13 protein-coding genes and 4 tRNA genes are annotated in these 11,918 nt (G+C 33.9%); 5 read left to right on the forward strand and 12 right to left on the reverse strand.

Annotated features, from left to right (window positions below; all coding sequences use genetic code 11):
- The 5 genes from Q428_RS12580 to Q428_RS12595 all read right to left on the reverse strand — a co-directional run.
- Window positions 1–558: transposase (locus tag Q428_RS12580; protein WP_035381479.1), on the reverse strand; the 558-nt coding region annotated here is incomplete at its 3' end.
- Between the two features lie 107 nt (window positions 559–665).
- A complete protein-coding gene (gene rlmH / locus Q428_RS12585; RefSeq protein WP_035381481.1) occupies window positions 666–1,145 on the reverse strand; it encodes a 23S rRNA (pseudouridine(1915)-N(3))-methyltransferase RlmH in 480 nt (159 codons plus the stop codon).
- Between the two features lie 79 nt (window positions 1,146–1,224).
- Window positions 1,225–1,428, reverse strand: coding sequence for a PDZ domain-containing protein (locus Q428_RS16105; protein ID WP_341349050.1), 204 nt, complete (start codon window positions 1,426–1,428; stop codon window positions 1,225–1,227).
- The gene (locus Q428_RS12590; RefSeq protein ID WP_242847841.1) at window positions 1,392–2,339 is read right to left on the reverse strand and encodes a S1C family serine protease; all 948 of its coding nucleotides are present in this window, start codon (window positions 2,337–2,339) and stop codon (window positions 1,392–1,394) included. The genes Q428_RS16105 and Q428_RS12590 overlap by 37 nt, the downstream gene beginning before the upstream one ends.
- 13 nt (window positions 2,340–2,352) lie before the next feature.
- Window positions 2,353–3,141 carry an MBL fold metallo-hydrolase gene (locus Q428_RS12595; RefSeq protein WP_035381483.1) on the reverse strand — a complete coding sequence of 263 codons (789 nt, stop codon included), beginning with the start codon at window positions 3,139–3,141 and terminating at the stop codon, window positions 2,353–2,355.
- Window positions 3,142–3,385: 244 nt separating this feature from the next.
- On the opposite strand from Q428_RS12595, the gene Q428_RS12600 reads away from it, so the two are divergent.
- Entirely contained in the window at window positions 3,386–4,558 is a 1,173-nt protein-coding gene (locus Q428_RS12600) for an NAD(P)-dependent malic enzyme (protein ID WP_035381485.1), read from the forward strand.
- A 26-nt stretch (window positions 4,559–4,584) separates the two neighbouring features.
- Here Q428_RS12600 and Q428_RS12605 read toward each other — a convergent pair whose 3' ends face one another.
- Window positions 4,585–5,859 (reverse strand): UDP-N-acetylglucosamine 1-carboxyvinyltransferase, encoded by a 1,275-nt coding sequence (locus Q428_RS12605; RefSeq protein ID WP_035381487.1) that lies wholly within the window; start codon window positions 5,857–5,859, stop codon window positions 4,585–4,587.
- A gap of 374 nt (window positions 5,860–6,233) precedes the next feature.
- Between Q428_RS12605 and Q428_RS15005 the strand changes: the two genes are divergently transcribed.
- A complete protein-coding gene (locus Q428_RS15005; protein ID WP_084478356.1) occupies window positions 6,234–6,404 on the forward strand; it encodes an aspartyl-phosphate phosphatase Spo0E family protein in 171 nt (56 codons plus the stop codon).
- Between the two features lie 37 nt (window positions 6,405–6,441).
- Here Q428_RS15005 and Q428_RS12610 read toward each other — a convergent pair whose 3' ends face one another.
- Entirely contained in the window at window positions 6,442–6,630 is a 189-nt protein-coding gene (locus Q428_RS12610; protein ID WP_035381489.1) for an FmdB family zinc ribbon protein, read from the reverse strand.
- A gap of 102 nt (window positions 6,631–6,732) precedes the next feature.
- Between Q428_RS12610 and Q428_RS12615 the strand changes: the two genes are divergently transcribed.
- Entirely contained in the window at window positions 6,733–7,935 is a 1,203-nt protein-coding gene (locus Q428_RS12615) for a S8 family serine peptidase (RefSeq protein ID WP_035381491.1), read from the forward strand.
- A 32-nt stretch (window positions 7,936–7,967) separates the two neighbouring features.
- Here the strand turns inward: Q428_RS12615 and Q428_RS14680 are convergent, their stop codons facing one another.
- A complete protein-coding gene (locus Q428_RS14680) occupies window positions 7,968–9,350 on the reverse strand; it encodes a peptidoglycan DD-metalloendopeptidase family protein (RefSeq protein ID WP_051515164.1) in 1,383 nt (460 codons plus the stop codon).
- A 167-nt stretch (window positions 9,351–9,517) separates the two neighbouring features.
- Between Q428_RS14680 and Q428_RS12625 the strand changes: the two genes are divergently transcribed.
- Both Q428_RS12625 and Q428_RS12630 read left to right on the forward strand, forming a co-directional pair.
- A complete protein-coding gene (locus Q428_RS12625; protein WP_084478360.1) occupies window positions 9,518–10,471 on the forward strand; it encodes a DnaD domain protein in 954 nt (317 codons plus the stop codon).
- A complete protein-coding gene (locus Q428_RS12630) occupies window positions 10,461–11,453 on the forward strand; it encodes an ATP-binding protein (protein ID WP_035381493.1) in 993 nt (330 codons plus the stop codon). Before Q428_RS12625 ends, Q428_RS12630 begins: the two co-directional genes overlap by 11 nt.
- Window positions 11,454–11,521: 68 nt before the next feature.
- Here the strand turns inward: Q428_RS12630 and Q428_RS12635 are convergent.
- The 4 genes from Q428_RS12635 to Q428_RS12650 form a co-directional block, all read right to left on the reverse strand.
- A tRNA-Thr gene (locus Q428_RS12635) sits at window positions 11,522–11,597 on the reverse strand.
- Window positions 11,598–11,600: 3 nt separating this feature from the next.
- Window positions 11,601–11,677 (reverse strand) — tRNA-Asp (locus Q428_RS12640).
- A 3-nt stretch (window positions 11,678–11,680) separates the two neighbouring features.
- Window positions 11,681–11,756: transfer RNA gene (locus tag Q428_RS12645), tRNA-Val, on the reverse strand.
- A 3-nt stretch (window positions 11,757–11,759) separates the two neighbouring features.
- Window positions 11,760–11,834: transfer RNA gene (locus tag Q428_RS12650), tRNA-Glu, on the reverse strand.
- Between the last annotated feature and the right edge of the window lie 84 nt (window positions 11,835–11,918).

The raw sequence follows: 11,918 nt of genomic DNA on the forward strand, positions 1-11,918 counted from the left end.
CTTATCAGAGCACTTATATACTAATTTCATATAGCTTTCTCTTGCTTTTTTAGGATTTTTGCTGAACATGCCCATAATAAAACCGTCATCAACAAGTTCATAGGGGTCGTGTCTAAGTCCTAGATATATTGATAGACTTGAAAATTCATATTTCTCTGGGCAGTTTTCATATCCCTTTATATCACATGGGTTGTTGTGAACATATGCCGATAAGGCATAGAGATAGATTTCACTCTTTACCATTTTGCTTTTAAATCTGTCTTGAAAAAGATGTCCATGTCTTTTATGTCTGTGGTTAAAATATTGTGCATAGGAGAAATTTATGCTATGCATAATCCTTGAAATGTCTGCTCCGTTGGCGTCTATTATCAGATGTAGATGGTTATCCATAAGGCAGTAGCCATATACTCTGAATTCATAGGTTTTTTGATATTTTTTTACTAAAGCTAAATAGTTAAGCTTATCTTCATCATCTTTAAACAAATCAACTTCGCTAATACTCCTTGCCATTACATGAAAAATGGCGTCTTCCTTCTTCTGCCTTGCGATTCTTGGCATAATAAAACATCTCCCTTCAAAGTTTAATTCCTAGTTAGTATTTCCTTTGAAGTGAGATGTTATTCATTAGCTCAGAACAACACTTATATGTCCCTATTACCTTGCCCCTACTTATGATACGGTTCACCCATCATAATCCTAAACCCTCTATAAACCTGCTCAAGTAATATTAGTCTCATAAGCTGGTGTGGGAATGTCATTTTTGAGAAACATAATCTAAAATCTGCTCTGTTTAAAACTTCCTTAGATAAGCCTAAAGAACCTCCTATAACAAAAGCCACGTTACTGTTACCTTTAAGACCAAGATTTTTTATAAAGTCTGAAAGCTCCTCAGATGTCAATTCTTTGCCCTTAAGATCCAAAGCAACTACGTATGTATTATCCTTTATATTTCTTAATATGAGTTGTCCTTCCTTTTCTTTAATCTGCTCCTCTTCCTTAATTGAAATATTTTCTGGTGCCTTTTCGTCTGGAACCTCAATAATCTCTATTCTGCAATATCTTGAAATCCTTTTTTTAAATTCATCTATCCCGTCCTTAATGTATTTCTCCTTAATTTTTCCAACTGCAATAATGCTTATATTCATGTCTATGTTCCTCCATTAGTTAATTTTGAATCTAAATTAAAATTCTACGTTTTAGATTAATCCAAAACGTAGAATTATTTTATCTTGCTGCTTCTAATACTATCTCAACTTCCTTTGTAGTTTCAAGGGGCGTTTTGATTGTAGCCTTAACAGTGTTTCCTGCACCTGCGTCGTAGAGAGCTTCCTTTAACTGCAGCATGGTATCAGTTTTTTTATTATTGATTGCTAAAATTATATCTCCCTGTTTTATTCCTGCTTTATATGCCGTCCATTTACTACTGATTCATAAATGTATATTCCCTCTTTAATCTTATAATTAAAATATCCTGCCAGTTCCTTATCAAATCCCTTTATACCCATAACTGGAGTTACAAAACTCCCTGTTGATTTTATACTCCTTAAAACAGGCTTGATTATGTTTATCGGTACTGCAAAACCTATTCCCTCTGCTGTTGAAACCTTTACAGTATTGACTCCTATTACCTCTCCTTTGATGTTAACCAAAGGTCCTCCACTGTTTCCAGGATTTATAGAAGCATCTGTCTGAATTAAGTCCTCCATAAAAATATCTGTGTCTAAGCTGATTGTTCTATTAACTGCACTTACAATTCCGGATGTAACAGTTCTTTGAAACTTTAATCCTAATGGATTCCCAACAGCTATTGCCTGCTGGCCTATCTTTACTAAGCTTGAATCAGCAAGCTGAGCTGATTTTAGATTATCTGCTTCTATCTTTACTATAGCCAGATCCAGAACAGGATCAGCCCAGACAGTCCTGCCCTCTACATCCCTTCCATCATATAAAGATACTGCAATATATTTTGCATTCATTCCCGCAACATGGTTATTTGTAAGTATATATCCATCTTCATCAATTATAATTCCTGAGCCAACTCCCTGAACCTTTTTTCCATAATCAAACAATCCTCTTTCTATTTTGGTTGTTGCAATTCCTACAACAGTTGGTATAACCTTTTCTGCCGCATCACTTACATCAGAAGTAACTACCCTTTCAACCACCCTCTCTGGGGAAGTCTTTATAGGTTCCTGATAACTTGGCTGTTTAAATTTGTCAAACAAAACTGCAGGTCCAAACATCAATAATAATAAACCGCCAATTACAGCACCAAATAAAGATGCTGCTATATAGCCAAAAATAGAGGGTTTTTTACCCCTGAAATCGCCAAACTCCATAAAAATCCTCCTATTATATTATTTGGAGCCTTGATACTCTATCTCTGTGTGCTATATCTATTTCGATATCCTTTCCTTCTTTTATTCCGTACATCTCCAGTACTGACAACACTGTTCTATATGCAAGCTCAGGATAATTATTTGTTTTACTCAAATGACCTAAAATAATTTTTTTAATCCTGCTGTTTAAAATATCAACTATTAGTTTACCTGCATCTTCATTGGACAGATGTCCATGCTCACTTAATATTCTTCTTTTTAAGTAATAAGGATATGGACCAACCTTTAAAAGTTCTACATCATGATTAGATTCAAGTAAAATTAAATCCGAGTCCTTTATATTATCCCTTACCTCCTTACTTGCATGACCAATGTCAGTAGCTATAGATATTTTTTTATTGCCTTTTATGAAGCTGTAACCACATGGTGAAGCAGCATCATGTGGTATAGGATATGGAATTACTGTAATATCTCCTATTTCAAAAGCATCATAGTTATTATAAACTTTAATGTTTTCCTCTTTAATTTCACCGATAGAATTTATCATTGCCTCCCATGTATTAGTATTGGCATATATGGGAATATTAAACCTCCTGGATAAAATACCTGCTGATTTTATGTGATCATCATGTTCATGGGTAATTACTATTCCTTTAATTTCCTGAGGATTAACATTTATCTCACTAAGACCATCCTGAATTTTCTTTCCCGATAGTCCTGCATCAACTAAAATTTTAGTTTTTTCCGTACCTACATATAGACTGTTTCCACTACTTCCACTAAAAATTGAACAAAACTGCATAATCATTCTCCTTTCATCCTCTTAATTATAACACAAAGTTACTTGTCTTTTAGTGGATGTTATAGCCAAAAATACAGGGACATTGAATAATTGTTGAAAGATAACCTTATTCAGTTGAAGTAAAGATTATAAAGGGTTATAATCTAAATGAGTAAAAACTTTCAAACACTTTCTAAAATTGAAGTTGCAATATCATATTGTAAATGTTCACATTTCAAACGTAATAACATAAGGAGGGGTTACTATGTCCATTTATGAAGAATCACTTAAATTCCATGAAAAAAATAAAGGTAAGATTGAAGTCGTTTCAAGAGTAGAAGTTAATTCTTCATCAGATTTAAGCCTTGCATATACTCCAGGAGTTGCTCAGCCATGTATAGAAATACATAAAGACCCTGATAATGCATATAAATACACAAGAAAGTGGAACACAATTGCAGTAGTTTCAGATGGTACAGCTGTTCTTGGACTTGGAGATATCGGAGCTTTAGCATCTTTACCTGTTATGGAGGGAAAGGCCGTTCTTTTTAAAACCTTTGCAGATGTTGATGCTTTTCCTATACTGGTAGATACAAAAAATGTTGATGAAATAGTTGAAACAATAGTACGAATTGCACCATCCTTTGGTGGAATAAATCTTGAAGACATTTCTGCACCTAGATGCTTTGAGGTTGAAAGACGCCTTAAGGAAAAGCTTGATATACCCGTATTCCACGATGATCAGCACGGTACTGCCATCGTAGTACTTGCTGGGCTTATAAACGCACTTAAAATTGTTAAGAAAAATCTGTCGGATATAAAGGTTGTTGTCAACGGTGCCGGTGCTGCTGGAACATCAATTACAAAGCTACTTCTTTCATCTGGAATTAAAAATATAGTTGTTTGTGATAAATCTGGTGCCTTATATAGAGGAATGGAGTTTATTGATGAAGCTAAAACCTCATTGGCTGAAATAACTAATCCAAATAACGAATCAGGAAGCTTGGCTGATGTTATAAAGGGTGCCGATGTATTCATTGGAGTTTCAGCACCTGGAGTTTTAACTGGAGATATGGTAAAAACAATGAATACTGATGCTATTATCTTTGCAATGGCAAACCCAACTCCAGAAATATTCCCAGAGGAAGCTAAATCTGCTGGTGCCAGAGTTGTTGGAACAGGTCGTTCAGATTTCCCAAATCAAGTTAATAATGTCCTTGCTTTCCCTGGTATATTCAGAGGTGCCTTAGATGTAAGGGCAAAGGATATTAATGAAGAAATGAAGGTGGCTGCTGCCTATGCAATTGCATCATCAATATCAGATGAAATGCTAAATGAAGATTACATAATTCCAAAGGCCTTTGATAGAGAAGTACAGAAAAGGGTGGCTGAAGCCGTTAAGGATGCTGCTGTAAAAAGCGGAGTAGCAAGAATATAGCCTGGAAAATTCCAGGCTTTTATCTTTTAATTTTCATCTTCAAATTTTACTCTTTTTATACTTGCTCCAAGCTTATTGAATTTATCTTCAATGTTCTCATACCCTCTATCGATATGCTTTATATTTGTTATATAAGTATTTCCATCCGCAACAAGTCCAGCAACTATCATAGCAGCTCCTGCCCTTAGATCCGTTGCCATAACCTCAGTTCCTGATAATTTTTCTATGCCTTCAATAACAGCAATTTTCCCTTCAACCTTTATATTAGCTCCCATTCTCTTAAGCTCATCAACATGTTTAAATCTTCCTTCCCAGATACTTTCATTAACAATACTTCTTCCCTCTGATATGGATAAAAGTGTTGTCATTGGCTGTTGTATATCTGTAGGAAAACCAGGATATGGAAGAGTTTTTATATTGACTCCCTTTGTTCTTCTGTTACAATAAACCCTGATATTGTCCTCACCCTCTTCAATGTCTACTCCCATTTCAATAAGTTTAGCAGAGATAGATTCTAAATGTTTTGGAATTACATTAAGTAAAGTTACATCTCCCTGAGTTGCCGCTGCTGCTATCATAAAGGTACCAGCCTCTATTTGATCTGGTATTACTGAATAGTCACAGCCCTTTAAATGTTTTACCCCTGTAATCTTTATTACATCGGTTCCTGCACCCTTTATATTAGCACCCATTGTATTTAAAAAGTTTGCAACATCCACTACATGTGGTTCCTTAGCTGCATTTTCAATTATTGTTACCCCATCTGCCTTACATGCTGCAAGCATAATATTTATAGTTGCACCTACACTTACCACATCAAGATATATATTTGCACCCTTAAGTCCATTTTCAGTATAGGCCTTGATTATTCCATGCTCTATAGTAACCTTAGCACCCATAGCTTCAAAACCCTTTATGTGCTGATCTATCGGTCTTACACCTATGGAACACCCACCTGGAAATACAACTTCAGCCCTTCCAAACTTTGCAAGTAAAGCACCTAAAAGGTAATATGATGCCCTCATTCGCTTTACTTCATCTCTATGAGCTAAATGTGTTTTTATACCTGAAGGATTTATAGTAACTGAACCCTTTTCTTCTGAAAGCAATTCTGCTCCTAAATCTCCAATTATTTTTTTTAAACATTTAATATCATCTATTTCAGGTAAATTATCAATTTTACATATCCCTTCGTCTGCAAGAATTGCCGCTGGAAGGATTGCAACTGCCGCATTTTTTGCACCACTAATAACAACTTTCCCAGAAAGCCTTCTTCCACCTTCTATTAACAATTTTTCCATAAACACACCCATCCTTTTCTATATCTAGCCTTTGTATTTATATATAAACGTAATTTTCCTATTGTATCTTTTCATACAAGTTATTATATCACTTAATCCATATAAATGTAATAAAAATAATATAATTTTTCAATAACATGTTTTAACATCCAATAAAGTTCTTGCTAAAATTTTATCTTTGTTGTTGATTATTGTCTAATCATAAAGTTAACATTAAAGATTTTTGGTTTCTTCTTTATTATACATAATAAATTAGATACCCCATTATATATTACAAAATATTAACCGGTTAAATTTACATTAATGGTTGAATTTGTATTTTATTACGTATAAAATAAATTTTGGTGCTATTTTGGAAGGGGGAGGCATTTACAGTGATTGATGAAGTTAAAACAAAAATAGATACACTTTCACATCGTTTAAACACTATGCTTTCATCAGGAATAAAAAATGTTAACTATGCCGAAGTCCTGAAGGTTAGCCAGGAGTTGGACAAACTTATACTTGTATATACAAAACTTACTTTAAGTCCATTAAAACGATAAAAAACTACCTAATCACCATTAGAGATTAGGTAGTTTTTTAATGGCATCCACTACATCCACCTGAGCAGTTTCCCGAACAACTTCCTTTTCCGTAGAACTTACCCTTATACAATCTCTCTACATTTTCGCTCTTGCAGTTTGGACAAATAACTTTTTCATCTTCTTTTGAAACAATTTCAAAAAATTCCTTCTCACATTCTCTACATTTATAATCTATCAATGCCATATTCATCCCTCCCTTTAACATTATATCACATTTTATTTTTTTAAGTCACACATTGAATTTTTCTGCATATAATATAGTGCATAACTTTTTTGAGGTGTTTATATGTGGCTTCTAGGCACATGGAATAAAGTCGACAGCTATATTAAGCCTTATCTTCATATAAATTCAAAACGTAAAATTCCTGTGATTGTATGCTATAAAGATGATGTTAAGGTCGTAAAGAATAAAATTTTGAACAACTCAGGTAGGATTAAATATGAATATACTTATGTTAAAGCATTTGCCTGTGATTTACCACCATTATCTATTGATAAACTTTCAGAAAATCCTGAGATATCATATATATGTTTTGACTACAAAGCAAAACTCTGTTTAAGAAAAACAAATGATATTATTGGTATTGGAAATGCACGATTATTTAATTTAACAGGCAAGAACATAGGTATTGGTATAATTGATTCTGGAGTATATCCCCACGATGACTTAACATCTCTTCGAAACTCTGTTCCCTATTTTAAAGATTTAATAAATAACCATGAAAGGCCCTATGATGATAACGGCCATGGAACATTTTTATGTGGATGCATTGCATCATCAGGTCATTCATCTTCGGGTATGTATGTAGGTATTGCTCCAGACTCTAATTTGTGTGTAGTAAAAGCCTTTGACGCAGGTGGCTATGGATTTATGTCCGATATCATAAAAGGCATTGACGAGCTTTTAAATATTAAAGGTAGATACAATCTTCGTGTTCTATGCCTTCCCTTTGAATTTCCCTATTTAAATAATCTAAGGATAAATCCCTTGAAGGAAATAATTAAAAAAACTATATCCATAGGTATTTCAGTTGTTGCACCATCAGGAAATTTAGGGCCCCAACCCTATAGTGTCTATTTCCCGGGTAATATGCAAGATGTTGTAACCGTTGGTGGAGTATCATGTCTAAATAAGGATATAAAAAGTTACTTCTGCCCAGCCTTCTCTGGTAGGGGACCTACAATTGAAGGTTATAATAAACCTGATATAGTTTTACCCTGTGTTAATATTATTTCTCTAGCTTCAGATACATCATTTAATCCAAATAATAAAAAGAAATCCTCCCTTTCAAATCCATACACAACTATGTCAGGTACATCAATTTCCTGTGCTTTAATCGCTGGTGCATGCGCTTTAATTCTAGAAAAAACTCCTGAATTGACACCTCAGGATTTAAAATCTGTTCTGTGTTTATCTACTATGAGCATAGGTGAAAATAAATTTTCTCAAGGAAATGGTCTATTTATATTTGATAAAATTGTAAAATAAAATTAAGGGATGGTTTAAGCCATCCCTGTTTACTACCTTATATATTTTTGTGGGTTCTGTGGAACGCCGTTTTTTCTAACTTCAAAATGAAGATGCGGTCCTGTTGATCTTCCTGTGCTTCCTATTGCTGCTATCTTCTGTCCCTTATTTACCCTCTGTCCTGCCTTAACATAAATTCTGCTTGCATGACCATAAAGTGTCTGATATCCATTTCCATGGGTTATCATAACACATTTACCATAACCATTTCTCCATCCAGCAAAGGTAACTTTTCCAGAATCTGCAGCAAGAATTGGGGTTCCTGTTGGACCTGCAATGTCTAAACCTGTGTGAAATTCACCCCATCTTCTTCCAAATCTTGATGTATAAATTCCTCTTGAAGGTTTGATAAATGTTCCAGAGGCAACATACATTGGAACCTTAGTACCAATTGCAACTATTTCTTCTACTGGTGCTATAAGTGTCTTACTTCTTTCCACTTCTTCTTCTATAACCTGACCATTAACAATTACAACTTTCTTCTCTATCTGAGCTATACCATTTTTTCCTTTTTGCTTTATCTTGCTAGCACCTTTAGCCATTTTTTTATCAGTAACTTTTTTAGAATCATATGGCAACTTTTCCCTGGTTGTCACATTAGCAACTATCTCAACCTTCAAATAAGGTACATTAACTGCAAAATTTATTTTTTGACCTATCTGAATCTTATCCAGATTTAAATTGGGATTAGCTCTTTTAATTTCTTCAATTGAAATATCATTTTTTAATGATATGTCCCATATTGTGTCCCCTTTAGCTACTGTATATACTTTGTTATCTCCTCTTCCAGCAGCTATCTTCCTGACAGCTTCATCGACAGTCAAAATTTCTTCTGAAGATGCAAGGGTTGGAACTATTTCAATTTTATCACTTATTTTTGTTGACAAAATAGTAAAGGTTCCTGATTTTATTGAGCTATAATATGATTGTTTCAGTTTTTCAATAACCTTTTCTGCCTCATCCTTATTTTGAACTTTAACTACTTCTACACCATTGGCGTAAATAACCGCTGCAGGCATTTTTAGATTCAATTGGCTTCTTGCAGCTCTCTCAATTACATTGCTGTCAATATAAGCAACATTTTGTAATAGCTGTGCTTTTTCAACAGTTATCATTTTTGATGTGTCAATTCCGTCTGTTTTTTTGATTTCTTCAATTGCCTTTTTATATTCCTGTATTTCCTTTATATATCCTACATTTTTCCCATTTACACTAACACTATATATTACATTTGAGTTATCATATATATTCAAAACACATGCTGTTATCAATATTCCAAGTATTATCCCAAAAATAGCATTGAAATTGAATTTTCCCCAATTTTCCTTAAATTCCGCGTTTTTATCAAATTCCTTTAATTTTGCGCTGTAATTCACCACACCGCCTCCTTTCTCTTTATCTTTCATAATATAATATACAATAAAATCTGAAAATTAGCAAGTTGCCCGATATGTAATCTAGTATATGTATTTTTGTGAAATTTATTACAACTTTAGTTATGTTGAGAGGAATACTATAATCTGCTATAATATATTAAAATTAAATGGGAAGTGATAATTTGTTTGATATAAAGTTTGTAGCGCCTTCACTTGATTTTACGCCTGTAAGCAATTTATTTATAGACAATTATTTATCCGATTCAAGAGGTGATTACGTAAAGGTATATTTACTTTGTCTTCGCCTCGCCTATTCTAACTCTGAGATTACCATGGAAAAATTATCACAAAAACTTAATCTTCTTCAAACTGATATAATGAAAGCCTTTGCGTATTGGGAGGAATCAGGCCTTATGCGTTTTAGTACTGATGGAGTAGTCCAGTTCACTCCTTTGGAAAAGACTCCTTTAAAGGATGAAGGTACCCCCTTTGATAAACGTATCAAAGAGATGTTTGATGATATTGAGATTTTAGTGGGAAGGCCCTTATCTTCAAAAGAGGTATCCACATATCTCAGCTGGATCGAAGAATACAATTTTACTCCAGAAATAATAACTTTATTAGTACAATATTGTACATCGAAGAAGAAAACAGATATACGATACATTGAAAAAGTTGCACTTGCCTGGTTTGATAGTGGAATTAAAACCCTTGAAGATGCACAGAACTATATTACAAAACATGAAGATAAGTGGAATAGTTACAGGACCGTTTTAAACTTCCTAGGGTTTAAAGATACAGATATATCTAAACCACAGGAAGAATTTCTGGAAAAATGGTTGTTTAAATATAATTTTTCTATTGAAATAATTAAGGAAGCAGCCCGAATCTGTGTTTCAAGGATAAATGAAATCAATTTCAGTTATATAGATGCAATTTTAAGCTCCTGGAATAAAGATGGTATTAAAACACTTAACGATATAAAAAAACCTGATAAAAAAGTTAAACAAACCAAAAAAGCTGTCAATAATACCTTTGCAAATTACAGTGGTCAGAGGGAATATGATATTAAAGAACTTGAAAGGCAGCTTCTAGGAAGAGGGGATATAAATGCAAAATAAGTACGTTATGGAAATCTTAAAAGAATACGAACGTTTGTCTGAGGAAGCTAAATCCGCTCAACTTCAAAGGCAAAAGGAGATATATCATAAAATCCCTAGAATTAAAGAAATAGATAACGAAATTTCCCGTATTGGCTATGATATCGCCTCCTCTATTTTTAAAGGTATTGATGTGGAAAGCTATATAAAAGAACGAAGAAGAAAGATTACAGACTTAAAAATGGAGAAGGCAGAACTATTAACCTCATTTCGATACCCTGTTGATTATATGGAAGTCAAGTACATCTGTGAAAAATGTAAGGATACGGGATATGTAAAAAATGAAAAATGCAGTTGTTTCAAACAAAAACTAATAGATAAATTCTATCAGCAATCTAATCTTAGAGATGTTCTGAAAAAAGAAAATTTTGATATGTTTGATATAAGCCTCTATTCCTCTGAGAAATATAAAGATGAACTAGTATCTCCTAGAAAAAATATGGAGGAAATTCTTATTAGTTGTATTAATTTTTCTCAGAATTTCAATGCTATAAGCGATAATCTATTTTTTTATGGCAATTCAGGACTAGGAAAAACTTTTTTATCTAACTGTATTGCAAAGGAACTCCTTGATAAAGGTAAGGTCGTTATTTATCAAACTTCTTCTAATCTTATACAAATTTTAAGGGAATCAAGGTTTGATGAAAATATATCAAGGGAGCGTATTGAAGAAATAAACACCTGTGATTTGTTGATAATTGATGATTTAGGGACTGAACCAAATACCCCCTATTCTCAATCTGAGCTTTTTAACATAATAAACACAAGAATTCTTCAAGGAAAAAAGATGCTTATATCAACAAATTTTTCTCTTGAGGATCTTATGACAATTTATCCTGAAAGAATAACTTCTAGAATCTTAGGACATTTTACAATGTTTAAATTTTATGGTGATGATATCAGGATTAAGAATAGTATAAATAAGAGAAAACCTCGAATTTAAATTTCGAGGTTTTGTTTTATAATTTATGAATTATAGGCAAATAAAAAAGGATTCGCACGAATCCTTTGTGGAGCCGGCTATAGGACTTGAACCTACAACCTACTGATTACAAGTCAGTTGCTCTGCCAATTGAGCTAAGCCGGCATATGGCGACCTAGAAGGGGCTCGAACCCTCGACCTCCGGCGTGACAGGCCGGCACTCTAACCAACTGAGCTACTAGGCCATATGGTGGGCACAACAGGGATCGAACCTGTGACCCTCTGCTTGTAAGGCAGATGCTCTCCCAGCTGAGCTATGCGCCCTTATGGTGACCCCTAGGGGAATCGAACCCCTGTTACCACCGTGAAAGGGTGGTGTCTTAACCGCTTGACCAAGGGGCCAACTGTTGTCGGCGTTTCTCTCGCCTATCGACAAGTAATATGATACAAGAAAAAGATTAAACTGTCAACACTTTTTTTGTTTTT

It is taken from the genome of Fervidicella metallireducens AeB, from assembly GCF_000601455.1.
Taxonomy (GTDB): Bacteria; Bacillota; Clostridia; order Clostridiales; family Caloramatoraceae; genus Fervidicella; species Fervidicella metallireducens.

What these genes read in the sequence shown, in the direction of transcription:
- rlmH (WP_035381481.1), bottom strand. Translation starts at nt 1,145, where the DNA reads ATGAATATAAGCATTATTGCAGTTGGAAAAATTAAGGAGAAATACATT.
- Q428_RS12590 (WP_242847841.1), bottom strand. Translation starts at nt 2,339, where the DNA reads ATGGAGTTTGGCGATTTCAGGGGTAAAAAACCCTCTATTTTTGGCTAT.
- Q428_RS12595 (WP_035381483.1), bottom strand. Translation starts at nt 3,141, where the DNA reads ATGCAGTTTTGTTCAATTTTTAGTGGAAGTAGTGGAAACAGTCTATAT.
- Q428_RS12600 (WP_035381485.1), top strand. Translation starts at nt 3,386, where the DNA reads ATGTCCATTTATGAAGAATCACTTAAATTCCATGAAAAAAATAAAGGT.
- Q428_RS12605 (WP_035381487.1), bottom strand. Translation starts at nt 5,859, where the DNA reads ATGGAAAAATTGTTAATAGAAGGTGGAAGAAGGCTTTCTGGGAAAGTT.
- Q428_RS12610 (WP_035381489.1), bottom strand. Translation starts at nt 6,630, where the DNA reads ATGGCATTGATAGATTATAAATGTAGAGAATGTGAGAAGGAATTTTTT.
- Q428_RS12615 (WP_035381491.1), top strand. Translation starts at nt 6,733, where the DNA reads ATGTGGCTTCTAGGCACATGGAATAAAGTCGACAGCTATATTAAGCCT.
- Q428_RS12625 (WP_084478360.1), top strand. Translation starts at nt 9,518, where the DNA reads ATGGGAAGTGATAATTTGTTTGATATAAAGTTTGTAGCGCCTTCACTT.
- Q428_RS12630 (WP_035381493.1), top strand. Translation starts at nt 10,461, where the DNA reads ATGCAAAATAAGTACGTTATGGAAATCTTAAAAGAATACGAACGTTTG.